23 protein-coding genes are annotated in these 25505 nt (G+C 64.9%); 13 read left to right on the forward strand and 10 right to left on the reverse strand.

All coding sequences use genetic code 11. The annotated features are described in order from the left end of the window. Window positions 1-99 precede the first annotated feature (99 nt). From RFA01S_RS02985 to catC, 4 genes are read left to right on the forward strand one after another with little or no spacing between them, the layout of a single operon-like run. Window positions 100-1029 (forward strand): LysR family transcriptional regulator, encoded by a 930-nt coding sequence (locus RFA01S_RS02985; protein ID WP_032408370.1) that lies wholly within the window; start codon window positions 100-102, stop codon window positions 1027-1029. Next, entirely contained in the window at window positions 1026-2129 is a 1104-nt protein-coding gene (locus RFA01S_RS02990; protein ID WP_032408371.1) for a mandelate racemase/muconate lactonizing enzyme family protein, read from the forward strand. The genes RFA01S_RS02985 and RFA01S_RS02990 overlap by 4 nt, the downstream gene beginning before the upstream one ends. Before the next feature lie 43 nt (window positions 2130-2172). Then, on the forward strand, window positions 2173-3039 hold the full coding sequence (catA, locus tag RFA01S_RS02995) for a catechol 1,2-dioxygenase (RefSeq protein ID WP_032408372.1): 867 nt from the start codon (window positions 2173-2175) through the stop codon (window positions 3037-3039). 5 nt (window positions 3040-3044) lie between these two features. Further along, window positions 3045-3329 carry a muconolactone Delta-isomerase gene (gene catC / locus RFA01S_RS03000; RefSeq protein WP_032385893.1) on the forward strand — a complete coding sequence of 95 codons (285 nt, stop codon included), beginning with the start codon at window positions 3045-3047 and terminating at the stop codon, window positions 3327-3329. Window positions 3330-3380: 51 nt separating this feature from the next. Here catC and RFA01S_RS03005 read toward each other — a convergent pair whose 3' ends face one another. After that, window positions 3381-4577: an SGNH/GDSL hydrolase family protein gene (locus RFA01S_RS03005; RefSeq protein ID WP_307718861.1), complete on the reverse strand. Its 1197-nt coding sequence runs from the start codon at window positions 4575-4577 to the stop codon at window positions 3381-3383. Window positions 4578-4667: 90 nt separating this feature from the next. On the opposite strand from RFA01S_RS03005, the gene RFA01S_RS03010 reads away from it, so the two are divergent. After that, window positions 4668-6152: an amidase gene (locus RFA01S_RS03010; RefSeq protein WP_032408374.1), complete on the forward strand. Its 1485-nt coding sequence runs from the start codon at window positions 4668-4670 to the stop codon at window positions 6150-6152. Window positions 6153-6184: 32 nt separating this feature from the next. Here the strand turns inward: RFA01S_RS03010 and RFA01S_RS03015 are convergent, their stop codons facing one another. Beyond that, on the reverse strand, window positions 6185-7267 hold the full coding sequence (locus RFA01S_RS03015) for an NAD(P)H-binding protein (protein WP_052060920.1): 1083 nt from the start codon (window positions 7265-7267) through the stop codon (window positions 6185-6187). A 56-nt stretch (window positions 7268-7323) separates the two neighbouring features. Here RFA01S_RS03015 and RFA01S_RS03020 point away from each other — a divergent pair, with 56 nt between their 5' ends. Then, entirely contained in the window at window positions 7324-8124 is an 801-nt protein-coding gene (locus RFA01S_RS03020) for an alpha/beta fold hydrolase (RefSeq protein WP_032408524.1), read from the forward strand. Next, the gene (locus RFA01S_RS03025) at window positions 8121-9281 is read left to right on the forward strand and encodes a PP2C family protein-serine/threonine phosphatase (protein WP_032408375.1); all 1161 of its coding nucleotides are present in this window, start codon (window positions 8121-8123) and stop codon (window positions 9279-9281) included. Before RFA01S_RS03020 ends, RFA01S_RS03025 begins: the two co-directional genes overlap by 4 nt. Here the strand turns inward: RFA01S_RS03025 and RFA01S_RS03030 are convergent. The 5 genes from RFA01S_RS03030 to RFA01S_RS03050 form a co-directional block, all read right to left on the reverse strand. Further along, window positions 9258-9617, reverse strand: coding sequence for an STAS domain-containing protein (locus RFA01S_RS03030; protein ID WP_032400646.1), 360 nt, complete (start codon window positions 9615-9617; stop codon window positions 9258-9260). The genes RFA01S_RS03025 and RFA01S_RS03030 overlap by 24 nt on opposite strands. Before the next feature lie 67 nt (window positions 9618-9684). Next, window positions 9685-11016 (reverse strand): MCE family protein, encoded by a 1332-nt coding sequence (locus tag RFA01S_RS03035; RefSeq protein WP_032367861.1) that lies wholly within the window; start codon window positions 11014-11016, stop codon window positions 9685-9687. A gap of 139 nt (window positions 11017-11155) precedes the next feature. After that, on the reverse strand, window positions 11156-11611 hold the full coding sequence (locus RFA01S_RS03040) for a DUF8820 family protein (protein ID WP_032408376.1): 456 nt from the start codon (window positions 11609-11611) through the stop codon (window positions 11156-11158). Window positions 11612-11679: 68 nt separating this feature from the next. Further along, window positions 11680-12927 (reverse strand): DUF6745 domain-containing protein, encoded by a 1248-nt coding sequence (locus tag RFA01S_RS03045; RefSeq protein WP_139278368.1) that lies wholly within the window; start codon window positions 12925-12927, stop codon window positions 11680-11682. Between the two features lie 141 nt (window positions 12928-13068). Then, window positions 13069-14049 (reverse strand): sugar-binding transcriptional regulator, encoded by a 981-nt coding sequence (locus RFA01S_RS03050; protein ID WP_027494675.1) that lies wholly within the window; start codon window positions 14047-14049, stop codon window positions 13069-13071. A 122-nt stretch (window positions 14050-14171) separates the two neighbouring features. Between RFA01S_RS03050 and RFA01S_RS03055 the strand changes: the two genes are divergently transcribed. The 5 genes from RFA01S_RS03055 to RFA01S_RS28480 all read left to right on the forward strand — a co-directional run bounded on the left by RFA01S_RS03055 (window position 14172) and on the right by RFA01S_RS28480 (window position 20162). After that, entirely contained in the window at window positions 14172-15026 is an 855-nt protein-coding gene (locus RFA01S_RS03055) for an MIP/aquaporin family protein (RefSeq protein ID WP_027494674.1), read from the forward strand. Further along, entirely contained in the window at window positions 15023-16540 is a 1518-nt protein-coding gene (gene glpK / locus RFA01S_RS03060) for a glycerol kinase GlpK (protein ID WP_032367858.1), read from the forward strand. Before RFA01S_RS03055 ends, glpK begins: the two co-directional genes overlap by 4 nt. Next, on the forward strand, window positions 16537-18243 hold the full coding sequence (locus RFA01S_RS03065) for a glycerol-3-phosphate dehydrogenase/oxidase (protein ID WP_032408378.1): 1707 nt from the start codon (window positions 16537-16539) through the stop codon (window positions 18241-18243). The genes glpK and RFA01S_RS03065 overlap by 4 nt, the downstream gene beginning before the upstream one ends. Before the next feature lie 165 nt (window positions 18244-18408). Further along, window positions 18409-19923: an alkaline phosphatase D family protein gene (locus tag RFA01S_RS03070; RefSeq protein ID WP_032408525.1), complete on the forward strand. Its 1515-nt coding sequence runs from the start codon at window positions 18409-18411 to the stop codon at window positions 19921-19923. Between the two features lie 53 nt (window positions 19924-19976). After that, window positions 19977-20162 carry an aromatic-ring hydroxylase C-terminal domain-containing protein gene (locus RFA01S_RS28480; protein ID WP_327212954.1) on the forward strand — a complete coding sequence of 62 codons (186 nt, stop codon included), beginning with the start codon at window positions 19977-19979 and terminating at the stop codon, window positions 20160-20162. Here the strand turns inward: RFA01S_RS28480 and glgX are convergent. Beyond that, on the reverse strand, window positions 20093-22135 hold the full coding sequence (gene glgX / locus RFA01S_RS03075) for a glycogen debranching protein GlgX (protein WP_032408379.1): 2043 nt from the start codon (window positions 22133-22135) through the stop codon (window positions 20093-20095). The two genes, RFA01S_RS28480 and glgX, sit on opposite strands and share 70 nt — an antisense overlap. 122 nt (window positions 22136-22257) lie before the next feature. On the opposite strand from glgX, the gene RFA01S_RS03080 reads away from it, so the two are divergent. After that, window positions 22258-24633 carry an ATP-binding protein gene (locus tag RFA01S_RS03080; protein WP_032408380.1) on the forward strand — a complete coding sequence of 792 codons (2376 nt, stop codon included), beginning with the start codon at window positions 22258-22260 and terminating at the stop codon, window positions 24631-24633. An 8-nt stretch (window positions 24634-24641) separates the two neighbouring features. On the opposite strand, the gene RFA01S_RS03085 is transcribed toward RFA01S_RS03080, so the two are convergent. Both RFA01S_RS03085 and RFA01S_RS03090 read right to left on the reverse strand, forming a co-directional pair. Beyond that, entirely contained in the window at window positions 24642-25028 is a 387-nt protein-coding gene (locus RFA01S_RS03085) for a DUF5313 family protein (protein ID WP_027494668.1), read from the reverse strand. Further along, window positions 25025-25477: a MarR family winged helix-turn-helix transcriptional regulator gene (locus RFA01S_RS03090; protein ID WP_027494667.1), complete on the reverse strand. Its 453-nt coding sequence runs from the start codon at window positions 25475-25477 to the stop codon at window positions 25025-25027. Before RFA01S_RS03090 ends, RFA01S_RS03085 begins: the two co-directional genes overlap by 4 nt. Window positions 25478-25505: the final 28 nt, after the last annotated feature.

The following is a 25505-nucleotide window of genomic DNA, read 5'->3' on the forward strand; positions in this document are numbered from 1 at the left end:
ATCAATGAGCTGCAAATAGGTCTTTGTCATCAATGGATTGCGGGCTTACTGTGGGCAGGGTCACGCCTGAGCGTGGTACGAACCGACAGGAGGCACTCGATGGAACTGAGGCATCTTCATCAGTTCGTCGCCGTGGCCGAGACCTGTCACTTCGGTCAGGCGGCCAAACGTCTGCATCTGGCGCAGCCGGCGTTGTCTCAGTCGGTCCGACAGCTCGAGGCCGAACTGGGCGTCACCCTGCTCACCCGAACCACGCGTCAAGTGAGCCTGACTCCGGCGGGGGAGTTCTTCTACCGCGAGACCGTCCGCAACCTCGACAATCTCGAACGCAGCAACCGCGGTGTCCGACGCATCGCCGATGGCCGGTACGGGTTGGTACGTATCGGCTTCACCGGCACGGCGGCATTCGATCAGCTGCCGCCGATCGCCCGTGCGATCAAGCAGCGCCTTCCCGGGATCGCGCTCGAAATTCACGGGGATCTGTTGACCCCCGCTCAGGTGGAGGGATTGCGGTCGGAGCAGCTCGACGTCGCGGTTCTGCGGCCACCCGTGGCAGGTGACGACCTCGTCGTACGCACCATCACCACCGAGTCGCTGCTGCTTGCGGTGCCCGTCGATCACCGGTACGCCACCGAGGCAGCGCTCGGTATGGCCGACCTCATGTACGAGGACTTCGTGATGTACGCGGACACGCATTCGGTGATGAACGACGCCGTGGTGCGTAGTTGTCGCGCAGCGGGTTTCAGTCCTCGTCGTGAACACGAAGCCCCGGACACCTCGGTTCTGCTGGCGCTCGTCGCGGCCGGGTTGGGTGTGGCATTGGTTCCCGAATCCGTCCGCGCTCTGCAGTTGAACGGCGTCTTGTTCCGCGACATCGCCGGAGCGAGCACGATAGACCTGGCATTGGCGTGGCACCGCGACCGACCGTCGGCACTCGTCGATGCGCTGGTCGCAGCGTTGGAGGACGCGGGAGTGCTCCCTCCGCTCGAACTATCCGTACCGCCTGCTCAGTCGAAGGACACGTTGTGAAAATCGTTTCTGTGGAGGCTATCCCGTACTCGATTCCGTATCGAAAGCCGCTGAAGTTCGCCAGCGGCGAGGTCGATGCCGCCGACCACGTTCTCGTACGCGTTCATACCGACGACGGTGTCGTCGGAGTCGCCGACGCTCCGCCTCGGCCGTTCACGTACGGCGAGACCCAGCGCGGGGTGGTGGCGGTAATCGAGACCCTGTTCGCGCCGGCCGTCGTGGGACTGCCGCTCACCTCGAGGGAGGTGGTCAATGCCAAACTTGCTCGTACAGTGGGTAATCCGGTTGCCAAATCTGCCGTGGACATGGCCATCTGGGATGCGCTCGGGCAGACACTCGACCTACCCGTTACCGAACTCCTCGGCGGCTACACCGACCGTATGCGGGTGAGCCACATGCTCGGATTCGACACGCCTGCAGCGATGGTCGACGAGGCGAGTCGGATGCGAGAGACATACGGCATCGGAGTCTTCAAGGTCAAAGTCGGGCGAAGGCCCGTAGAGCTCGACACCGCCGTGGTCCGCGCACTGCGAGAGGGGCTCGGTGAGACGGTCGAACTGTACGTCGACGGCAATCGCGGATGGACCGCTGCCGAATCTGCGCGTGCCATGAAAGAGATGTCGGATCTGGGGCTCACTCTTGCCGAGGAACTGTGCCCGGCCGACGACGTCCTCGGGCGTCGTTGGCTGGTACAGCAACTCGATGTTCCGTTCGTTGCCGACGAATCGGCGACGACCCCGTCGGAGGTCACTCGCGAGATCCTCGGTGGGTCCGCAACGGCCGTCAGTATCAAGACCGCTCGCACCGGATTCACCCGCTCGCTCCGCACTCATCACCTGTGCGAAGGGCTCGGTGTCGACGTGGTGATGGGAAACCAGATCGACGGCCAGCTCGGCACAGCCTGCACCGTCGCCTTCGGCGCGGCCTTCGACCTCACCTCACGCCGAGCAGGCGAGCTGTCGAACTTCCTCGACATGAGCGACGACCTGCTGACCGAAAGCCTCGTCATCCGCGACGGCGAACTGCACGTACTGCCGGGCTCGGGCCTCGGCGTGCGTATCGACCCCGACAAACTCGCGAAATACCGCACCGACCACTGATCTTCAGCCCCCAAGAACGCAACTGTGAGCCAAGGAGTTCTCCATGAGCATCGACCACGCACCCTCGACGGAATCCGCTACCGAGGTGGCCACCGCAGCCGCGTCGGGGGCGAACGCCACCGAGCGTTTCACCTCCGACAAGCAGGCAGCCGCCGACACCCCGCCGGAGCGAGTCAGTCTGCTTGCTCGACAGGTCATTTCGGCAATCCATGACACGATTCGCGAACACAAGGTCACATACGACGAGTACAACGCCCTCAAGGCCTGGCTGATCAACGTCGGTCAGACCGGTGAGTGGCCGCTGTTCCTCGACGTCTGGGTAGAGCACGTCGTCGAAGAAGTTGCCGGCGAAACCCGTGAAGGCAGCAAGGGCACCATCGAAGGTCCGTACTACGTTCCAAATGCCCCGGAACTCGGGTCGGCCGCGATCCTGCCCACTCGCGACGGCGAACAGGGCACACCGCTGCTGTTCCAAGGTCAGGTCACGAGCGTCGACGGTAGCCCGCTGCCGCATGCGGTCATCGAGATCTGGCACGCCGATTCCGACGGCTTCTACTCGCAGTTCGCGCCCGGAATCCCGGAGTGGAATCTGCGCGGCACGGTCACGGCAGACGATCAGGGCAACTTCTGGATCCACACGATGAAGCCCGCCCCGTACCAGATCCCGACCGACGGGGCCTGCGGCAAGCTGATCTCCGCGGCCGGCTGGCACCCGTGGCGTCCTGCACACCTGCACCTCAAAGTTGCGGCTGCCGGGCATCAGCAGATCACCACCCAGCTCTATTTCCCGGGCGACGCACACAACGACGACGACGTCGCCAACGCCGTCAAGCCCGAACTGATCCTCGATCCTCGGGAAGTCGACGGCGGCCAAGAAGTGACGTACAACTTCGTACTCGACAAGGGCTGAGCCATATGCTTTTTGCCGTGAAGATGCACGTCGCATTGCCGCAGGACCTCGATGCGGACGTACGAGCGGACACCCTCTCCAGGGAGAAGGCGTACTCGCAGCAACTGCAGCGGGATGGGGAGTGGGTGAGCATCTGGCGCATCGTCGGCCAGTACTCCAACCTCAGCATCTTCGATGTCCGGGACAACGAGCGGCTCCACGAAATCCTGTGGAATCTCCCACTGTTCCCGTACATGACGATCGAGGTGTCCCCGCTCGCGCAACACCCGTCGGACATTTCCGCGGGGTGATCGACCCCGCCGAACTCGAAGTTGGGGACGGAATATCCGCAGAATCCGTCCCTAACTGCGAGTTCGCGGGAAGATCCGGTCGACGACGCGTTCGGCGATCAGCTCATGCGTCGACTGGTCGGGGTGCAGCCTATCCGGCAACGGGTGGTCCTCGACATCGTTGTCTCCGTACAGTTCTCGGCCGTCCAGGTAATGAAGGTGGGGGTCCGCGGTGGCGCGCTCGGACACGATGCGGGCGAGTTCCTCGCGGATCACGGTCAGAGTCAGCTTTCCGGCACGCACCTCGGCGGGATCACCCGTCGCTGCGAATTTCACCGTGCCCGATGCCAAGGCCGCCGGATCGAATGCACCTGGGCCGGGGGTGTTCTCGTGGATGGGGCACAGGAGCGCGGAGATCACGAACAGTGGGGTGTGGGGGTGACCATCGCGGATGGTGTCGAGAAATCCGTGCACCGCGGAGGTGAATGCGCGTAGCCGCATCACGTCGGAGTTGACGAGGTTGATTCCGATCTCGAGGCTGATGAGGTCGGCGGGCGCGTCCCGAATGGCCGTCGCTACGAAGTGATCGAGCAGTGCGCTTCCGCCGAAACCCAGATTGCGCAGTTGCACACCGGCTGTCGCGGCGGCGAGGGCCGTCCAGGTGGTGCTGGGCCCTGTGGCGTTGGACCCCTGACTGATGGAGCTGCCGTAGTCGATCCAGATCGGTCGGGTGTCGACGACGGGTGAGACAGCGGCGTCGGTACGCAGCGCGACCAGCTCGATGATTTCGTTGTGCGGCAACCAGATTTCGACGTGTTTGTCGGTTGCGGACAGCCCGGAGAACCGCGCGACACCAGTCGGCTCGACCTGATCGGTGACCGACCCCGTCGCCATGTCGATGGTCGTGGTGATGCCACCCGTCGTCGAAACGCGCTCGATGAGGACGCCGTCGATTCGCAGGTCGAACAGCCCGGCCGGCCGCGGCGGGAGGCCCAGGAATGTGCGACGGGTCGCCACCGCCTCGATCTCGATGATGGTGGCGGTCGTGGTGAAGACCAACCGAACTCCGGACGGCTGAGATTCCGCCATCGTGAGCTGGGGGTCGGTGAAGCGCTGACGAGCTGCGCGTGGCAGGCGATGAGGAAGCACGCCGTTGTCGGTTCGTTCCAGCTCGGCCGCGCCGTGCAGAAGTGTGTCGGAGATGTCGGTAGTGATCATGGTGGTCTCGATCTGTGGAGTGTCGGGCTGAGGTAAGGGCAGCTGGCGCACCTGCCTTCCTATATGAACCGTATATTTGCCTAATGCATTTAGGCAAACCGTTTCGCACACGGATTGGCCGCACGTAATTAAGGTGGCCACATGCGCATCGACGAGTATCGGACGTACGACGGCCTCGGGCTGGCCGAGTTGGTCTCCACAGGCGATGTCACCCCGCGTGAACTTCTCGATTGCGCACTGGAGCAGGCGAAGTCGGTGAACCCGGGTCTCAACGCGATCGTGCGCCCGATGCGCGAGGAGGCCGAGCAGCGGCTGGCCGGAACGCTGGAAGGCCCGTTCGCCGGGGTGCCGTTTCTGATCAAGGACCTGTCGCAGGATTACGCGGGGCTGCCCACGTCCAGTGGTTCGCGCGCACTCACCGAGCTGCCGATGCCCGAACACGCGACGGTGGTTCAGCGCTGGCTCGACGCCGGCCTGGTCATCTTCGGTAAGACGAACACCCCGGAGTTCGGTGCCAAGGGAATCACCGAGCCGGCAGTGTTCGGCCCGGCTCGAAACCCGTGGGACCGCAGCAGAACTCCCGGTGGTTCGTCGGGTGGCTCCGCCGCGGCGGTCGCGGCCGGGATCGCGCCGGTGGCGGGAGCGAACGACGGCGGCGGCTCGATCCGCATTCCGGCGGCCTGCTGTGGACTCGTCGGGCTCAAGCCCGGCCGCGGGCTGGTGCCGTCGGGACCGACGTTCGGCGAGCCGATGCACGGGGCCGCAGTACAGGGCGTGGTGTCGAGATCGGTCCGCGACACCGCCGCGATGCTCGATGTACTCGCCGGTGGTGAGCCGACGTCGGGATACTCGTCGACGCCGCCGCCCGACGGGTTCCTGTCTCGGATGGACACCGACCCGCGGCCGTTACGGATCGGCATGTACGCCGCGACCTCGGTGAATCCGTCTCCGGCCCCGGAGGCGATCGCTGCGATGGAATCGGCGGCAACGACGCTCGGCGAACTGGGCCATACCGTCGAACTCCTCGAGGCCCCGCCGTTCGACGACGCGGCGCTCAACCGCGAATTCCTGCTCGCCTGGTTCACGTACCTGGCGTGGGAAATGGAAGAGGTCAAGCGCAGAACCGGGTGCGGTGACGACGCATTCGAGCGGGACACCCGAATCATGGCCGCGCTCGGCCGATCCGCGAGCGGAGTCGACTACCTCGATGCGGTGGAGGGACGACACGTGCACGTGCGGGCCCTGGCCACCTACTTCGAGACGTACGACCTGCTGCTGACCCCGACTCTGGCCGAGCTGCCCCCGAAGATCGGGGCGTTCGAGCTCGCGAAGCCGCTGCAGTTGGCATCGGACTTGCTGTTGCGCAGCCGAACTGCGGGAATGCTCAAGTACACCGGCATCGTGGATCAAATGATCGACGAGAACATCTCGTGGATCCCGTACACCCAGACCGCCAACGTCACCGGGCGTCCCGCCCTGTCCGTTCCGCTGCACTGGACGAGCTCAGGTCTGCCCATGGGCGCACACTTTCTCGCCCCGCTGGGCGGGGAGGGGCTGCTCGTCCAACTCGCAGCGCAGTTGGAACGAGCAGTGCCCTGGGCTCATCGCTACAGCGACATCGGCTGACAGCTACATCAGCTGACAGACATCGACACCGGCTAGCGGGTCGCTCCGAGCTGGACCTTGCCTGCGATGCCGGACGGACGCTGTCGCACGGTGCCGTCGACGATGTCGACGACTCCGCCTGCCCAGTCGGGATCGGTGTCGGCTGCGGCCTGAGGATCGGCGTGTGCGTCCGTACCTTCCTCGGCTGCCACCGTGATGGAGCGTTCCAAGGCCTCCCGCACACTGAGCAACGTCGTATCCGGTTCTGCGAACACGTCCGTCGCGGCATTACCGCGTCGCACGACCATGTCGTGGGTCAGGCTCTCCACCAAAGAGATCACGGTGCCGGGCGGCATCGCGGTGATGACTGCGACCGCGCGGCCGACCAGCCCCGTCGGCAGCAGTGGCACCGGAATCTGTGCTCGGCGCAGACCGGCGACGCTGCCGTACGCCTGCAGGAGTTCCGGGTAGCTCATCGTCTCGGTGCCGCCGATGTCGAACGATCCGGGACGGGCTGTATCGCCGAGGGCGCGGGCGATGATGGCGACGACGTCCACGACGGCGATCGGCTGCACCTGCCTCCGCATCCACGTCGGAATCGGCGTCACCGGCAGTCGCTCGGTCATGCGTCGCACCAACTCGAACGACGTCGATCCGGAACCGAGGATGATGGCGGCCCGGAGGACGGTGGCATCGACGGAACTGTCGAGGAACGCCTCCTCGACCTGCAGCCGTGAGCGCAGGTGATCCGACAGTGGAGTGCCGTCGTCGGGAATCAGACCGGACAGGTAGACGATTCGTTGGAGCCCGTTGCGTTCCGCGGCAGCGGCCATCGACTGCGCGGCGTGGCGATCCTTCTCGACGAAATCGCCCTCGTCCATCGAGTGGACCAGGTAGACCACCGCGTCGACGTTCTCGGTAGCGGAGTCGAAGCTGTCGTGGTCGTCGAGGTCGAAGTGCACAGCCGTCACGTGCGCACCCCAGGCGAAGCGCGACTTCTTCTTGGGGTCACGCATCGCGGCGTGTACCTCGTGGCCCTGTTCGAGAAGCACGGGGATCAGCCGAGATCCGATGTATCCGGTTGCGCCGGTGACCAGCACTCGCATGAGATTCTCGTTTCTGTAGACAGGGGTCATACCCTGTCCGGGCAGTCTCACTCCCCGCTTCCGGTGCCGGATGACACACTGTGCAGGTGAGTGCGCGCATCAGGAACAACGTGAAAGTCGTCGGAGCTGCCGACGGCCCGGTCGTGATGCTGGCGCACGGCTTCGGCTGCGACCAGACGTTGTGGCGAGGCGTCACCGAGATCCTGGCTTCGCGATTCCGGATCGTCCTGTTCGACCACGTGGGGGCCGGGGCATCGGACCCGGCGGCCTGGGACGCCGAGAGATACGCCCACATGAGCACGTACGCCGCCGACATCGTCGAGATAGCGCAGGAACTCGACCTGACCGACGTCACGTTGGTCGGTCACTCGGTGGCGTCGATGATGGGGGTGCTGGCCGCCACCGCTGCGCCCGATCGATTCACCAAGCTGATTCTGCTGACTCCGTCCCCCCGGTACATCGACGACGGCGACTACCGCGGCGGCTTCAGTGCAGAGGACATCGAGGAACTGCTCGAATCGCTGGACAGCAACTACCTCGGCTGGTCCGCATCGATGGCATCGGTGGTCGTGAACGCACCCGATCGACCGGAACTCGAGAACATGTGGACCGCGAGCGTGTGCCGAACCGATCCGGCGTGCGCACGGGTGTTCGCCCGCACCACCTTTCTGTCCGACAATCGGGCGGATCTGCCTGGAGTACCGGTGCCGACGTTGATCATCGACAGTGCGCGCGACTCGCTCGCACCGCCTCAGGTCGGCCGGTTCGTGCACGAACAGATCCCGGGGAGCGTCCGCATCACGCTCGACGTCAGTGGCCATTGCCCGCAGATCACCGCACCCGAACTGACGGCCGAGACCATCGCGGACTTCGTGAGACCGTCGTGATCGATGACCTCGACGTCGAGGACCTGTACGAGAATGCGCCATGCGGGTACCTGTCCGTACGCCCCGACATGCGGATCGCGCGACTGAACTCGACGCTGGCAACCTGGCTGGGCTTCGAGGTCGACGCGCTGGTCGGCACCGACTTCGGGGAGCTGCTCACCGTCGGTGGACGCATTCACTACGAGACCCACTTCGGGCCGATGCTGTTGATGAACGGCAAGCTCGACGGCATTGCACTGGACCTGGTGACGGCGGATCGTCGACGGCTGCCGGTGTTCATCACGGCGAACGTCAAGATCGACGCAGCGGGCCGGCCGGTACTGATCCGCATCACGGCGCTCGACGCTCGCGATCGCCGTACCTACGAGCGCGAATTGCTGCAATCACGCACGCGTGCAGAACTGTTGGCCAAGACGCTGCAGCGGTCGCTGTTGCCGCCCGCACTGCTACCGCCGTCGGGGATGACCGCCGCGGCGCACTACCGGGCAGCGTCCCGCGACGAGGTGGGTGGCGACTTCTACGACCTGTTTCCGTTGTCCGACGACTGCTGGGGCTTCTTTCTCGGCGACGTCTGTGGCAAAGGTGCATCGGCGGCCGCTGTGACGTCGCTGACGCGGTACACGTTGCGCGCGGCAGCGGTGTACGACGAGAACCCCGTCGCGGTGATGCAGAATCTGGATTCTGTTCTGCGGCAAGAGTTTCGGGACGCCAATGCGCAGTTCTGCACCGCAGTCTTCGGCATTCTGAGCCGAACGGACACCGGATTCGAGGTATCGATGGCCAGTGGCGGGCACCCCCCACCGCTGGTCCTTCGTGCCGACGGAACCGCCCACTACGTGCCCATGACGGGCGGCCAGCTGATCGGAATACTTCGGCACGCTCGCTTCGTTCCGGCGACCGTCACGCTCGAAGCAGGGGACACCCTGATGCTCTACAGCGACGGTCTCACCGAAGCGCGAGTCGGCCGGGGCCGATACGACGACGACGGTGCCCTGCTGGAATTCGCGACGGCGCACGCTCCGGCGACTCCGGCAGCGATCGTCGACGATCTGCGGTTGCTGCTGCGCAGCTTCGGCGACGGGCTGGCCGACGACGCCGCCGTGATGGCGCTGGGCGTATCCCCGGGCCCCGACTCAGTCGAGAGCAGCGAGGGCTGACGCCAGGTCGGCGTGCAGGGTGAATTCCTGATCCAAGCCCATCAGCTTGATGGGCCGGCTGGTGGTCGGTCCGTCGGCGACGACCGAGAACGACAGGGACTCTCCGTGATCCTGTTGCGCCGTCGCGAGAACGGTCATGGCCGCCGAGGCCAGGAACGACACTCCGCTCAGGTCGACGATCAGTGCAGCCGGGCCGGTCGCGGTCTGTGCGGTGATGGCCTCGGACAGTGCCGGCGCGGTGGTGACGTCGAGCTCGCCCGCTACCGAGATGACGGCCGCGCGCCCGTCGTTGGAGGACTGGATCGAGAATCCTGCGGCGTTCGTGTCGACTGGCATCTGTACTCCTGAATCGTTACCCGCCGCGCTCGTCGACGGGGGATGCGGACCATTCAATCAGGCGGTGTCAGCGGAGCGTGACCTGAGTTCCTCGAAGCGCAGGCGCGCCCACCGTCGTGGTCCAGGAGGGGACGGCCTCCGGTGCGATTCCGGTGGCACCGCCGTAGATGACGGCCAGGGTCTGCTGCTCGGTGACCGAGCCCGCGTACGAGGCGGGAACAGGAGAGAGCTGCGGAGCCGAGAGCACCGGGATGTTCTGTTCGCCCGGGTTTCTGGTCGGTACCTGGTACGAGCCGTCGTTCATGGACCCACCCGGATACTGCGGGAAGTACTCGCCCGCATTGCGGTCGAGGGGGGTGTAGCAGCTCGGTCCGCGGGTCTGCTCGAACAACCGCGGCTCGTCCTGGTTCGGCAGGTATCGACCCTTCGGGTTGACGAACGGCATCGAGACGTTGATGCCGGGATACTCGTCGCCGACGCCGGTGACGATTCTGCCGCGACGGGCCCCTTCGGCGAACTGCGCGACCGTGCAACCCAGGGCGGGCGAGAACTCGGCCAGCACTTCGAGTGCCTCGCGCGAATTGGCGGCGAGACCGATCAGCTGCGTCGAGTTCGCCTCGAGAAAGCCGGCCGTCGTATTCGAGGCGGATGTCACCGACGTGTACAGCGTCGCGAGCGCGGATTGCTTCTCGACGACGGTGTTGCCGGTGGTCCGCAGATTGTCCAGAGCGCTGACCAACTCGGGAGCTGCATCGGCGTAGGTCTGGGAGAAGTCCGCCAATCCGCGTAGGTCCTGCTGGATGGCGGGGAGTTCGGTGTTCAGTCCGGAGAAGATGTTCTCCAGTCGATCGATCGTCAGGCCCAGCTGTTCTCCGCGGCCGCTGAGCCCCTGTGCCAGTGCGCCGAGGGTGTTCGAGAGATCCTGTGGCGGCACGGCTTGGAGCAACGGCAGCAGGCCGTCGAGCAATTGCCCCACCTCGATGGCATTTCCGCTGCGATCCTGCTTCAGCACGGTGCCCTCGGTGATGGGCGAACCGGGCTTGCCGTCCGGCGGAATCAACGCGACGTACCGCTCACCGAAGAGAGTCTTGGGCAGCAGGCGAGCCGTGACGTTCGAGGGGATCATCGGCGCTTTGTCCGGCTCGATCGCCAGTTCCGAGGTGACGACGCCGTCGGTGGTCGTAGCCGATCGGACCTCGCCGACGATCATGCCGCGCACCTTGACGTCGGCATTGCGGGGCAGCGCGTTGCCGACGCTGTCGGTCTCGAGGGAGACGGTCACGACGTCGACGAAGGTCTTGTTGTACGAGGTGACACTCCACCCGACGAACACCACGATGAGCACGACCAGTCCGATTCCGAGGAGACGGTTCTGCACCGGCGAAGGGGCGCCGGTCATGCGACGGTCTGTGCGACAACAGCAGTCATGACGCGAACCTTAGTGCTACATAGAGTCACACTTACTGCTCCGACGCCCCTTCTGAGATGCACCTATCAGTGCCCGGGTGATGCGATACAGATCACACACAGTCGGTGTGTCAGTCTGCGATCAGTTGCGTCGACGAGAACCAGCCGTCTCCGCCGCGTTCGCGCTGACGACCGATGACGTATCGGCCGGGTGCAATTCCGGTGGCCCCGTGTTCGGGGTGAATGAGGTAGGCGGTCTCCGAGTTGCTCAGGATGCCCAGAGCGAGGCGTCGAACGTCGTGCACCGGACTCGACCACGTGCATCCGCGGCCGTCGGCGACGAGGCTGTGCGGATTGCCGCCCGCCGCACTGCGGAGTAGTTCGATGCCGGACAACGGCACGGTCTCGTGTCGTGTCCGTTCGGTGGTGACGACGATGTCGTCGAGTACGGCGAGCGGGACGACGATCAGATCTCCCTGGGCCTGCGACCCGTTGACGACGGGCACCGATATCTCCTTGTCGAGGTAGTCGAAGACATCCAGACCGGTGCGGTCGGTGAGAGTGGACAGCGTGATGTTCGAGTTCATGGGGTCACCTGTGGTTGGTCGTTGGGGTGGGTAGTTGTGGTGTGGGTATCGATGGACTTCGTGCGGAGTCACGTACGGCGGAGGAGCCGGGCGTAGTCGGCTCCGGCCAGACCGTAGGTCCAGCCTGCCGCGTCGATGGCGGAGGTGAAGGCGGCGGGGACCCGCAGGCCGTAGCGGCGACGCCGGCCATCGCGTTCACGGGAACCGTTGACGGCGAGCAGAATTCGTCCCCCGTCCTGCCAGCCCTCCGGTGCTGCGTACAGCTCCAGGGTGCAGCCCGGGTTCCCCGGATCCTGGCCGGCGTCGACAAGACGTAGGCCCGCCTGCTCCAGATAGGTGTCCCAGCCGATTCGTTCGATGGCGCTTCGTCGCACTTCGACGTTGCGTTCGACAGTGATGCGGTCGACCGTCGGGTCGCGGATGACCCAGCTCGGAACGACGGTGCCGCTCAGTACGTGGACCGCGCTGCCGTCGGCGAACTCCACGGCCGGCCCGTCCGAATTACGCAGTCGCACTTCACCGTGCGGCGAATCGGGCAACGGTTCGACGTGTACTGCGGTGGGCCGTTCGGCCATCACTGCGATGTTCTCGAACGCCCACCACCACCCCGTCGACTCGATGAGGGCGGTTTGGACGTCGAGTAGTTCGACGTCCTCGAAAGAGAACCGGGCGAGGCCGTGGCGACGGAAAGCGTCGTAGTAGGCGACGCGATGGGCTTCTTGTTGGCCGTACCAGGTGATGGAGCCGACCGGGCGGGGAGTGGTCGTGCGGATGGCAGTGGCAATTCCGTCGAACAGGCTGGTGTGCAACGACGCACGGACGGTCCGGTCGATGATGGGATCCGGGCTGATCCCGGCGAGGGCCGCCTCGATCGGGGTACCGCGGGCGACGATGCCGCGGACTCGAAAGTCGTTGCTGCCGTTGGTTGTGCTCCACCGGTCTTCCCGCGGCCATTCGATGTGGCGGCGCTCGATGATGCGGTCCATGCGGTGTCGGGAGTCGGACAACATGGTCGCGATCGCGGCGTCCACCTCGGTGCCGGCGGTGGATATCGACGGTGTTCTCGCCAAGTGTCTGCCGGCGATGAAGGTCGCTGCAGCCCGAGGCGACGGCACCCAATGGAACTCGGGCTCGTCGAACCCGGCAGATCGATACAGTTGTGCCACAGCATGTTCCGCGACAGGTCTGTCGGCTGGGCCGGCTTTCAGTCCGTAATCGAGCCACCGGTCGCGTTGCGCACAGACCGCGCGGATGTCTTCGGCGTAGGAATCGGGATCTTCGGAGAATGTGCCTCGACGGGGGAATGTCGACGGCATCGGCACGGCGCTCACTTCGGTGAGGCGGTGTCCGCCTTTCCTGTTGTCATGAACCAAGAGTGACACGAGATTCGGCCGAGCGCAAGGGTTGCCCACGTGCGCGGAAGTTCGTAGCAGGGGTCGAGTTTCCACTCACATGGGTCAGCGCGAGCGCAACACCAATTTCGCGGCGCTGATGTCGTCGATCACCAGATCGGTGATCAGGCCACCGCGCAGTGCGGCGGTCAGGGCGTCGAGTTTGGACTCTCCCGCCACGATGGCGACTCTGCGCGGGACGGCCTTGAGTCGGTCGAGGCTCGGCCCACTCGATCTGTCGTTCAACGCAATTCGGTTGTAGCTGCCGTCGGATCGGAGGAACACCGTGGCGATGTCGCCGACGACGCCGTCACGTTGCAGCTCGGCTCTGTCCTCGCGTTCGAGATAGCCGGCGCTGTAGACGTGACTCGGAACGGCTCCGCTCATGACGCCGATGCTGAAGACAGCGAGGTTCATGCGATCCTGAAGTTCGAGCACGCGCCTGATGCTGCGCTCGCGCCACAGGTGCTGCCTCGTTTCCGGGTAGTCGAAGAATGCCGGGACCGGAAATCCCTGTGCCGCAGCCCCGTACGCGTCGGCGAACGTCCGGATGATGTCGGTGGCATACGAGACACCCGTGGTGCGCATATTGGCCGCCCCGTTCAGTTGCACCACGCTCGAGTTGTGGGTTCGTTTGGGGGCGAGCTTGCGGCTGACGGCGCTGACGGTGGTTCCCCAGGCGACGCCCATCACCATGTCCGACTCGAAGAACGATGTCAGCAGTCGGCCGGCGAAGGTCGCGACCCGATCGAGACGCTGCAGTTCGTCGACCGTCTCCGCGACCGGCACCACGTGTGCACGAATGTCGTACAGATCGGCGAATGCACGCTCGATCCGCGGTGCCTGACCGAGTGGGGTGGAGATCTTGATTTCCACCAGTCCCGACGCCCGCGCGAACGTGATGAGTCGTGAGACTGTCGAACGAGATACGCCCAGCTCACGGCCGATGGCCGCCATCGTCATGTCCTGGAAGTAGTACAGCCGCGCCGCCTGGGTGGCATGGCCGGTCCGCAGGTCGGATTCGGGAGTGATGCCGGTGTCCGTCACCGGCACCAGTGTACGACCGAATTGCACATATGTGCATCAGCTGTGAAACGCAGTGCAGGCCGTCTACCGTGGCAAATGGCACGCAATGTGGCGTGTATCACTGACTGTGTGGAGGCTGAAAGATGGCACGTAAGGAACCGGAATGGGGGCTACCGGCGCACATGGCCGCGGAGTTCGCCGGAACCATGATTCTCATTCTGTTCGGTGTCGGCGTCGTCGCTCAGGTGGTCTCGGGTGGTGAGTCCGGCAGCCTCGGCGGTCACGACTCGATCGCCTGGGCGTGGGGGCTGGGCGTGATGTTCGGTATCTATGTCGCGGGCCGTATCACCGGCGCGCACCTCAATCCCGCGGTGACCATCACGTTCGCACTCTTCCGAGGATTCAGCTGGAAGATGGTTGCGCCGTACATTCTCGCGCAGACCGCAGGTGCCTTCGTGGCCGCGCTGCTGGTGCGCTGGAACTACAACGACATGATCAACGCGGTCGACCCCGGGCACACCACCGCCACCCAGACCATCTTCTCGACACTGCCCGGTAACGGGACACTGCCGGTGAGTGTGTCCTCGGCGCTGATCGACCAGATCATCGGTACCGCCATTCTGCTGTTCCTCATCGTGGCCGTGACCGATTCGCTCGGCACCGCACCGATGGCCAACATGGCTCCCCTGATCGTGGGCCTCATCGTCGTCGCCATCGGATTCGCCTGGGCCACCAACGCCGGCTACGCGATCAACCCGGCTCGAGATTTCGGACCTCGCCTGGCGTCGTACATCACGGGCTACGGTGGAGCGTGGCGAGATCAATACGGCGGCCTGTACTTCTGGGTGCCGATCGTCGGACCTCTCGTAGGTGGACCGATAGGAGTGTTCCTGTACGACCTGTTGATCGGGAAGAACCTACGCAAACAAGAAGGTTCGACGCCCGAGCCGCCATCACGACTCCCAGCAGACACCCAGACCACAGGAGAGAAGCCATGACCGAGTTCGCAGGAAAGTACGTCGCCGCGATCGATCAGGGAACCACGTCCTCACGCTGCATGATCTTCGATCACGCGGGCACCGTCGTCGCCGTCGATCAGAAGGAACACCAGCAGATCTTCCCGCAGGCCGGTTGGGTCGAGCACGACGCGTCGGAGATCTGGGACAACGTGCGCGCCGTCGCGGCCGGTGCCATGGCCGCAGCGGATCTGACGCGCGAGGACATCGCCGCAGTCGGTATCACCAACCAGCGTGAGACGGCACTGGTGTGGGATCGCGAGACGGGCAAGCCGATCTACAACGCGATCGTCTGGCAGGACACCCGTACCGATCGCATCGCGACCGCACTCGGCGGCGGTGATGCCAACAAGTACACCGCCAAGACCGGTCTACCGTTGGCCACCTACTTCTCCGGGCCGAAGATCAAGTGGATTCTCGACAACGTCGACGGTGCACGGGCCAAAGCCGAAGCGGGAGAGCTGTGTTTCGGCAACATGGACACCTGGGTGCTGTGGAACATGACCGGCGGAACCGACGGCGGATTGCACTACACCGATCCGACCAACGCGTCGCGCACGTTGCTGATGGATCTCGACACCCTGCAGTGGGACGAGGGCATCTGCGCCGACATGGGCATTCCGATGTCGATGCTGCCCGAGATCAGGTCGAGTTCCGAGGTGTACGGCACCGGCCGTGAACGCGGACCGTTCCGCGGTGTGCCGATCTCCGGAATTCTGGGCGACCAGCAGGCGGCCACGTTCGGACAGGCCTGCCTGTCTCCCGGTGAGGCCAAGAACACCTACGGCACAGGCAATTTCGTGCTGCTCAACACCGGCACCGAGAAGGTCATGAGCAAGAACGGCCTGCTCACCACCGTCTGCTACAAGATCGGCGACCAGCCGACGGTGTACGCGCTCGAAGGCTCGATCGCGGTGACGGGTTCGCTCGTGCAGTGGCTGCGGGACAACCTCGGCATGATCTCCTCGGCTGCGGACATCGAGACCGATGCGCGTTCGGTGGACGACAACGGCGGCGCGTACTTCGTGCCCGCGTTCTCGGGTCTGTTCGCTCCGCACTGGCGTGCCGATGCTCGCGGTGCCATCGTGGGATTGACGCGATTCGTCAACAAGGGCCACCTGGCCCGTGCCGTACTCGAAGCCACCGCGTACCAGACGCGTGAGGTCATCGAGGCCATGAACGCCGACTCCGGCGTCGACCTCGAGGTGCTCAAGGTCGACGGCGGAATGGTCGTCAACGAATTGTTGATGCAGTTCCAGTCCGACATCCTGAACGTCGACGTGGTGCGGCCCGTCGTAGCCGAAACCACCGCTCTCGGAGCGGCATACGCGGCAGGCCTTGCCGTCGGGTACTGGGCGAGCGAGGACGACATTCGCCAGAACTGGGCCGAGGACAAGACATGGACACCGTCCATGGACGAAGACCAGCGGGCAAAGCTGTACGCCGGCTGGAAGAAGGCAGTGACACGTACTCTCGATTGGGTTGATGAAGAATGAGTTCCACCACAACGGCTTTGAGTCCAACCGCGCGCGCCGAGGCGATCGCACGGATGGAAGCCGAAGAGCTGGACATCCTGGTGATCGGCGGCGGCGTCGTCGGCGCGGGAACGGCTCTCGACGCGGTGACGCGTGGTCTGAAGGTCGGACTGCTCGAAGCACGCGACTATGCGGCCGGCACGTCCAGTCGCTCGAGCAAGCTGTTCCACGGCGGTCTGCGGTACCTCGAACAGTTCAACTTCTCGCTGGTGTTCGAGGCCCTCAAAGAGCGCTCGCTCGTGCTGAACACGTTGTGCCCGCACCTCGCTCGGCCGGTCCCGTTCATCTATCCGCTCGAAAAGGTGATCGACCGTCCGTACGTGGGGCTCGGTATCGGCGTGTACGACGTCATGGGTGCCGGACGCGGCGTACCAAGTCATCACAAGCATCTCGGTAAGAAGAAGACGCTCGAATCCTTCCCTTCGGGTAAGCGGTCGGCGATTCGCGGTGCGGTGAAGTTCTACGAGGGCCAGGTCGACGACGCTCGGCACACGATGATGATTGCGCGGACCGCGGCCGCCTATGGGGCGTTGTGCGCCAACAGCACTCGCGTCACGGGCTTCCTTCGGGAGGACGACAAGGTCGTCGGTGTCGTGGCGAGCGATCTGGAAACGGGTCGTTCGTTCGAGGTGCGTGCCAAGCAGGTCATCAATGCCGCGGGTGTCTGGACCGACGAGGTCCAGCAGATGGTCGGCGGGCGTGGGCAGTTCCAGGTTCGCGCATCCAAGGGCGTGCACCTGGTGGTGCCCCGCAACCGCATCAACAGCGCCACGGGCATCATCACGCGCACCGAGAAGAGCCTGCTCTTCGTCATCCCGTGGGGAAGCCATTGGGTCATCGGCACCACCGATACCGACTGGAAGCTCGATCTCGCTCACCCGGCCGCGAGCCAGAGCGACATCGACTACATCCTGGGGCACGTGAACAAGCTGCTGGCCGATCCACTGGACCGCGCCGATGTCGTCGGGGTCTACGCAGGTCTGCGGCCGTTGCTGTTCGGAGAATCCGACTCCACCAGCACGCTCTCCCGCGAGCATGCGGTGTCCAGCCCGGTGCGAGGACTGACCGTCATCGCCGGTGGCAAGTACACCACCTACCGCGTGATGGCCAAGGACGCAGTGGATGCTGCGGTGCACGGGCTCGAACGCACAGTGCCCAAGTGTGTCACCGAGAACATCCCACTCGTCGGGGCCGACGGCTACCTCGGGGCGTACAACTCCCGCAATCTGACGGCCGAACGCACCGGCATGCGGGTCTCACGCGTCGAGCATCTGTTGGGTCGGTACGGCACCTTGATGGGTGAGGTGCTGGATCTGATCGACGCCGATCCCGAACTCGGGAAGCCTCTCGACAGCGCACCGGAGTACTTGAAGGCCGAGGTCGTCTATGCCGCGAGTCACGAAGGCGCGCAGCATCTCGAGGACATCCTCACCCGGCGCACCCGCATCTCCATCGAGGTTCCCGATCGTGGTGAAGCAGCAGCCGAGGAAGTGGCTCGGCTGGTGGCTCCGATTCTCGGCTGGGACGATCAGCACCGGGCCGAGGAGATCGAGCACTACCGTCTTCGTGTTCTGGCGGAACGGGATTCACAGCAACAGCCCGATGACGAGACCGCCGACGCGGCCAGGCTCGGGGCACCGGACGTGCGTGCCGGGGTGAGCTGACCCACAGCGGTTCGGTGAGGTAGCGCCGCAGGGTCGGGATCGGTGGTTGTGTTTTCCGATCCTGCGGCCGCGTTCCTCGTCACGCTGCGCGACGAGCTGCAGTGGAACTCGTCTGTCTTCCTGGGCGCTACGAGCCGTTCATGTCGATGCTGGACGGTGAAGGGCATGCAGCTCACCCGTCGATCCCTCCTCAGATATGCCGCTCTCGGTGCCGCTGCCACGCCTGTCCTGGCGTGCAGCCCGGCGTTGGTTCGCACCCGGCCGATGCTGACACACGGCGTCGCCAGCGGTGATGTGCGTGCCGACGGAGCGCTGGTGTGGGCACGTTCCGATACTCCGGCGACGATGATCGTCGACACGTCCGCGACGGACTCGTTCTCCTCGGTGAGGACGATGCGCGGGCCACTGCTGACCCCGCAGTCGGACGGCACGGGAGTGCTGCGCCTGACCGGATTGCCTGCGGGACAGAAGGTTCATTACCGCGTCACGCTCGAGGGCGAGGACGGCGCGACGTCGGAACCCGTCACCGGAATGTTCTCCACAGCTCCTGACGGCCCATCCGACATCCGCCTGTTGTGGGGTGGCGACACCGCAGGCCAGGGTTACGGCATCAACCCCGACATCGGCGGTATGACCATCTTCTCGGCGATGGCCGACAGGCAACCGGATCTGTTCCTGCACAGCGGCGATGTGATCTATGCGGACGGCCCGCTCGAGGAGCGCGTGACACTTCCCGACGGCCGAATCTGGCGAAACACCATGAGCGAGGCCAAGTCCAAGGTCGCCGAGACGCTCGACGAGTACCGCGGCCAATACGCCTACAATCTCACCGACGACAACTACCGCCGCTTCAATTCGTCTGTCGCCCAGATGGTCCAGTGGGACGATCACGAAACCGTCAACAACTGGTATCCCGGTGAGATCCTCGACCTGGAGCAATACACGGTGAAGGATGTGGACCTGCTGTCGCAGAGAGCGTTGCAGGCGTTTCACGAGTGGTTGCCCATCGCGCCCACAGAAGCCGTCGACGGCCGGGTGTACCGCAAGATCGCCTACGGGCCGCTGCTCGACGTCTTCGTCCTCGACATGCGCACGTACAAGGATGCGAACGGTGCGAACACTGCTGCGTCAGGGGAGATCCTCGGCTCGGCGCAGCGTCAGTGGTTGATCGCGGAGCTGTCCCGCTCCACCGCGACGTGGAAGATCATCGCGAACGACCTGCCCCTCGGACTCGTCGTTCCTGACGGGAAGGACGCGCAGGAAGGCGTCGGCAACGGCGACCCCGGTGCGCCGCTGGGTCGTGAGACCGACATCGCGCAGGTGCTCACCGCGATCGACCGGAACGACGTCACCGGCACCGTCTGGCTCACCGCCGACGTGCATTACACAGCAGCGCATCACTATTCGCCGGAGCGGGCGGCCTACCAGGAATTTCGCGAGTTCTGGGAGTTCGTCAGTGGGCCGCTCAACGCCGGCGCGTTCGGCCCCAACGACTTGGACGGCACCTTCGGCCCGGAGGCAGTGTTCGTGCACGCGCCACCGGAGCCGAACGCGTCGCCACTCGACGCGTTTCAGCATTTCGGTGAGGTGCGCATCGACGGGGACTCGCGCGATCTGACCGTCAACCTCTGCGACGCGACCGGGGCCGTGCTGTTCACGAAGGTACTGCCTGCCGCCTGATCGCTCGGGTCCGTCGGGGTCAGGTCGGCGAGAGCGACTGCACTCGAACGGACATCGTCCGCCGTACCGACAGCGGCCCCGCCGTCCTCGTCCGGCCCGACGGATACATCGCGTGGGCCGGACGCTCCGAATCGGAGGAGTGGCTACAGATTCTCGAACAATGGACCGATCAGCCCTGCAGCAACGTGAACGAATGCTCGCGAATCAGAATGGACGGCCCGCCCGCCTCGTACGCCTGATCCGGATCACTCGACGTCGACTGACTCCACTTGCCCTCTGGCAGCGTGAATTCGACTGTCGCAGGTGAGGCGTTGACCATCCAGGCGAACGCAGCGTCTTTCTCGCCCGCACGCATCAGGATGAGAATGCTGTGTGCGTTGCCGTCGGACCAATCCTCGTCGACCATCTTTTGACCGTCGGCGCGGTAGAAGTCGACCGTATCGGGTCCTGCCCCGTCCTCCTCGGAATCGCTGTCGTGCCGGAACCAGGTGGGACGCAACGCCGGATGCTCGTCGCGCAGCGAGATCAGTTGGGTGGTGAAGTCGACGAGATCCTGATCGACCGTGCTCCAATCGAACCAGGAGACCTCGTTGTCCTGGCAGTACGCGTTGTTGTTGCCGTTCTGCGTTCGGCCCAGTTCGTCGCCGCCGAGGATCATCGGGACGCCGGCCGAAAGGAGCAGTGTGGCAAGGTGATTACGCTGCTGGCGGGCGCGGAGTGCGTTGACGCCCTCGTCGTCGGTCGGGCCCTCGGCGCCACATCCCCACGAACGGTTGTCGGATTCGCCGTCCTGGCTGTCCTCGCCGTTCTCCTCGTTGTGCTTCTCGTCGTAGGAATTGAGGTCGGCCAGGGTGAAGCCGTCGTGGGCGGTGATGAAGTTGACACTCGCCAAGGTTGGGCGCCGGGTGCTCTCGTACACGTCGGGGCTGCCGGTGACACGTTGCGCCAGAGCGGACAACGCGCCGTCCTCGCCGCGCCAGAAGTCACGAACGTCGTCGCGGAACTTACCGTTCCACTCCGACCACCGGGCCGGGAACCCGCCCACCTGGTAGCCCTGGGTGTCCCAGGGCTCGGCGATGAGTTTGACCGGCGCGAGCGTCGGATCCTGGTGTACGAGATCGAGGAACGCGCTGTGGACGTCGAGGCCGGAGTCCTGACGGGTCAGGGTGCTCGCGAGATCGAAACGGAATCCGTCGACGTGCATCTCCGTGACCCAGTACCGCAGCGAGTCCATGATCAGGCCCAGCGCCGCGGGATGTCCGACGTTGAGGCTGTTGCCGGTGCCCGTGGTGTCGTAGTAGGCGCTGCGGTCGTCGTCGACGAGTCGGTAGTGCGAGCCGTTGTCGATTCCTTTGAGCGACAACGTCGGTCCCAGGTGGTTGCCCTCGGCTGTGTGGTTGTAGACGACGTCGAGGATGACCTCGATACCGGCCTCGTGCATCGCCTTGACCAGTGCCTTGAATTCGTCCACCTGACCGCCGGTGTCGCCGGTGCTGGCGTACTCGTTGTGCGGGGCGAAGAAGCCGATGGAGTTGTAGCCCCAGTAGTTTCGGCGGCCCTCTTCGAGCAGGTGTGAGTCCTGGACGAACTGATGAATGGGCAACAGCTCCACTGCAGTGACGCCGATACGCTTCAAGTGCGCGATCGCGGCGGGGTGGGCCAGCCCGGCGTATGTTCCTCGAATGTCCTCGGGAACATCGGGATTGGTGGCAGTGAAGCCCTTCACGTGGACCTCGTAGACGACGGTCCGGTCCAGTGGAGTGCGCGGTGCCTCGTCGCCGGTCCAATCGAAGTTCGATTGCACTGCAACGGAATACGGCATGTGCGGTGCGGAGTCCTCGTCGTTGCGGGTCTCCGGCTCTGCATGCAGATGCGAGAACACCGACTCGTTCCAGTCGACCTGGCCGGTGACGGCCGTGGCGTACGGGTCGAGCAGTAGCTTCGCCGGGTTGTGACGCAGTCCCGAGGCGGGATCCCACGGGCCGTCGACGCGGAGACCGTATCGCGTTCCCGGCGTGACATCGGGCACCAGATCGTGGAAGACGTGACCGGTGCGAAGCGTCAACGGTGTTGTACTGCGCTCTGTTCCGTCGTCGTTCATCACGACGACGGACACCGAGTCGGCTGTTTCGGAGTAGACGGCGAGGTTGGCACCGTCGTCGGACAGACGCGAGACGCCCAGGGGATACGGGAGACTGGATGAGGTGGGCATGAGCGGTCGATTACCCCCGGCGCAGGTGAGCGAAACGCTTGCCCACCTGGCGCTCGGATAGAATCGACGAGGAGTTTGCGCCCGTCCTTGACCTACGGCCGCATGTGACTAAGGACGAGGCCATGAATCCCGCAGTACCCGATCCCGGTTCGGCTCGGCTCGACGAGCTGTTTCCCGGTGACAATGCCACCGAGGCTCGGTTTCGCGAGCTGGATTGGAGCTCCACGGAGCTGGGACCGGTGGAGCAATGGCCGTACGAATTGATCGCGGCCATCCGCACGGTCATCCCGTCGACCATCCCGATGTTGATCTGGTGGGGGCCGCACCTGGTCCAGATCTTCAACCACTCGTACACCGATTTTCTCGGTGACAAGTTTCCCGCCGCCGCAGCGCAGCCGGCCAGGGACTGCTGGGCAGAGATCTGGGACGAGATCGGCGCATTGGCCCATCAGGTCGTCGACGGCGGCACTGCGGTGCACGGTGCTCGCCAACGGTTCATGATGAATCGGTACGGGTTCCTCGAAGAGACGTACTGGACCTTCTCGTACAGTCCGATTCACGGTCCCGAGCGCGCGGTCCTCGGCGTGTTCGTCGCGACGTCGGAGGTCACCCAACAGCTGCTCGGCGAACGCCGCATGCAGGCGTTGCTGAGTCTGGGCACGCTGACGGGCAACGACACCGACGGTGCCGTGGACATCTGCCGTGCGGCAGTGGGCGTGCTCGCGGCCGAAGCGTCGGAGTTCCCCCTCGTCGCCGGTTACCTCCGCGAAGATCTGAATGCGGACGGCCCGGTGGAGTGTGTCGTGACCGGCGGCGACGCCGGGTACGACGCTGCGACGTGGGAGTGCGCCGACATCTCTCGCGTTGCCGACGGCACGGTCGCCTGCGCGACCGTGCAGGTGGACGGCAACGTTCCGCAGGCCGTCGTCGTGCCGTTGACGATGGCCGGTCGGGTACAGCCGGTCGGGGCGCTGTTGATCGGAGTGAGCAGCCATCGGGTGATCGACGATGCCTTCACCTCGTTCTGCGTCGTCGTCGCCGAACGCCTGTCCACCGCATTGACGGCCTCGCACGCGTTCGAGATGGAGCGCAGCCGGGTGGCGGCCTTGGCCGACGCCGATGCTGCGAAGACTCGGCTGCTCGAGAACGTCGGGCATGAATTCCGCACCCCGCTGACGCTGCTGACGGGCCCGCTCGATTCGGTACGCGAGAACGCTGCTTCGGTGCTGGATGCGAACGACCGCGAATCACTCGACGTCGTTCATCGCGCGTCGATGCGGCTGCGCAGGTTGGTGGACGACCTGCTCGACATCGTCAATGCCGAGGCCGGCCGACTCGTCTCTCGACTCGAGCCGGTGAACCTCGGCTCGGTGACACGCGATTGCGCGACGATGTTCTCGGCCGTCGCGTCGGCGCAGGGGCTCGAGCTCGTCGTGGATGCGGCCGAGGACGTCGTGGTCCTGACCGACGCCGAAATGTGGTCGAAGGTGGTATTCAACCTCGTCGCCAACGCCGTCAAGTACACCCCGGCCGGACGGGTGTCGGTTCGTCTGGTCGCGGACGAGACCACCGTTCGGCTCGTGGTCGCAGACACCGGACTGGGAATTCCGGCCGAGGACCTGCCTCGAATCTTCGACCGGTTCCACCGCGTCGAGAGAGAAGGCGCGCACAGCATCGAAGGGTCCGGAATCGGGCTTGCCCTGGTGACGGACTTGCTGACCGCCTTGAACGGGCGCATCGACGTCGACAGCGACGTGGGCCGGGGGACTACCTTCACCGTGCAGGTGCCGCGGTTGCCCGCAGAAGCTGCCGCTGTCGATCGACCCGGCGCTCCGGCCGATCCGATCTCGGCGATCTTCCCCTCGATCGAGCCCGTTCCCGAGACGACCGATCGCGCCGACGTCCTGCTCGTCGAGGACAACGTCGACATGCGCAACTACCTCGCGCGCCTGCTGACCGACGAAGGGTGGTCCGTCTCGACAGCGGGGGACATCGAGACCGCTCTCGATCGTGCCCGAGCGATGCTGCCGGGGCTCGTGCTCTCCGATGTCATGCTGCCGGGGCGCAGTGGTCTCGATCTGGTGGACGACATCCGCGGCGACGCCGATTTGAGGCGAGTACCGGTCATCTTGCTGACCGCTCGTGCGGGAACTGATTTTGTGCTCGACGGACTCGGACGCGGTGCCGACGATTACATCGTCAAGCCGTTCCACGACCGAGAACTCGTCGCGCGCGTTCGCGTGCACCTCGAACTGTCACGGATGCGCGAGCAGCTGATCGCCGAGAGCGGCAATCAGGCCGCGACACTGCGTACGGCGCTCGAGACCCGCGGCACGATCGGCCGAGCCGTCGGCATCCTCATGTCGGTGTACCGCATCGACGCCGACGCCGCGTTCACGCAATTGACCGAACTCTCACAGAACACCAACCGCAAGACGCGGGATCTGGCCGTCATGATCGCCGACGACTTCACCGCAGGCCTCGCCCGCGAGCACTGACCGGGCGGTCAGTGGTTGCGGCGGTAGTTCTCGCGTTCGCGTTCGAGTTCCGCCGTTTTCTTCTCGCTTTTCAGGTCGGCGGGCAGTCCGTGAATCTCGAGACGACGGGCGCGGTTCTGGTCCATGTATGCGGCGGTGTAGAACAGCGCGAGCAGCAGGGCCAACAGGACCATCGAGGCACGTAACCAGATCGCGCCGGGAAAGAGCACGAAGAACCCGATGAAGATGGGAAGGAACGGGATCATCGAGCGCAGGATGTGACGCGGTGTCGCGCCGGGGCCGACGAGGTCGCGTCGAACCCAATCCTGCATGGGGTCGGGGAGTTTGCGGCCCAGGACGGCGTAGCCCAACCATTGGCCGGCGTTCGGACGGGTGCGCTGGGGTCGTGCGCTCATGTCAGTGCTCCTGCTGCGATCGCCGCGTCGTTGACGCGAGTGAGGACGCGGCGCAACTGCTCCAGTTCGTCGAGTGACGCACCGAGTCTCGCCACGACCGCGGATGGAATCTTTTCTGCCTCGGCGCGGAGAGCGGCTCCGGCGGGGGTGAGGGATACGAGCAGAATGCGCTCGTCTTCCGTGCTGCGTGTGCGAGTGAGCAGGCCCATCGATTCCAGACGCTTCAGCAGGGGAGACAGGGTGGGCGAGTCGAGTTGCAGCGCTGAGCCGATCGCTTTGACCGACATCGGCGACTCGCCCCACAAGGCCAACATCACCAGATACTGCGGATGGGTCAGGCCCATCGGTTCGAGCAAAGGCCGATACACCGACAGCACAGCCCGGTTGGTGACGGCCAGGGCGAAGCAGACCTGGCGATCGAGCGCGAGTGGATCCTCGGTGGTGGTCACGCTGGCCAGAGTATCAGAATTGATTAGT

Source organism: Rhodococcoides fascians NBRC 12155 = LMG 3623, from assembly GCF_001894785.1.
GTDB lineage: Bacteria > Actinomycetota > Actinomycetes > Mycobacteriales > Mycobacteriaceae > Rhodococcoides > Rhodococcoides fascians.

Coding starts and splice junctions, on each gene's coding strand:
- RFA01S_RS02985 (WP_032408370.1), top strand. CDS start 100: ATGGAACTGAGGCATCTTCATCAGTTCGTCGCCGTGGCCGAGACCTGT.
- catA (WP_032408372.1), top strand. CDS start 2,173: ATGAGCATCGACCACGCACCCTCGACGGAATCCGCTACCGAGGTGGCC.
- catC (WP_032385893.1), top strand. CDS start 3,045: ATGCTTTTTGCCGTGAAGATGCACGTCGCATTGCCGCAGGACCTCGAT.
- RFA01S_RS03010 (WP_032408374.1), top strand. CDS start 4,668: ATGCGCATCGACGAGTATCGGACGTACGACGGCCTCGGGCTGGCCGAG.
- RFA01S_RS03015 (WP_052060920.1), bottom strand. CDS start 7,267: ATGACCCCTGTCTACAGAAACGAGAATCTCATGCGAGTGCTGGTCACC.
- RFA01S_RS03030 (WP_032400646.1), bottom strand. CDS start 9,617: ATGCCAGTCGACACGAACGCCGCAGGATTCTCGATCCAGTCCTCCAAC.
- RFA01S_RS03035 (WP_032367861.1), bottom strand. CDS start 11,016: ATGACCGGCGCCCCTTCGCCGGTGCAGAACCGTCTCCTCGGAATCGGA.
- RFA01S_RS03040 (WP_032408376.1), bottom strand. CDS start 11,611: ATGAACTCGAACATCACGCTGTCCACTCTCACCGACCGCACCGGTCTG.
- RFA01S_RS03045 (WP_139278368.1), bottom strand. CDS start 12,927: ATGCCGTCGACATTCCCCCGTCGAGGCACATTCTCCGAAGATCCCGAT.
- RFA01S_RS03055 (WP_027494674.1), top strand. CDS start 14,172: ATGGCACGTAAGGAACCGGAATGGGGGCTACCGGCGCACATGGCCGCG.
- glpK (WP_032367858.1), top strand. CDS start 15,023: ATGACCGAGTTCGCAGGAAAGTACGTCGCCGCGATCGATCAGGGAACC.
- RFA01S_RS03065 (WP_032408378.1), top strand. CDS start 16,537: ATGAGTTCCACCACAACGGCTTTGAGTCCAACCGCGCGCGCCGAGGCG.
- RFA01S_RS03070 (WP_032408525.1), top strand. CDS start 18,409: ATGCAGCTCACCCGTCGATCCCTCCTCAGATATGCCGCTCTCGGTGCC.
- glgX (WP_032408379.1), bottom strand. CDS start 22,135: ATGCCCACCTCATCCAGTCTCCCGTATCCCCTGGGCGTCTCGCGTCTG.
- RFA01S_RS03080 (WP_032408380.1), top strand. CDS start 22,258: ATGAATCCCGCAGTACCCGATCCCGGTTCGGCTCGGCTCGACGAGCTG.
- RFA01S_RS03085 (WP_027494668.1), bottom strand. CDS start 25,028: ATGAGCGCACGACCCCAGCGCACCCGTCCGAACGCCGGCCAATGGTTG.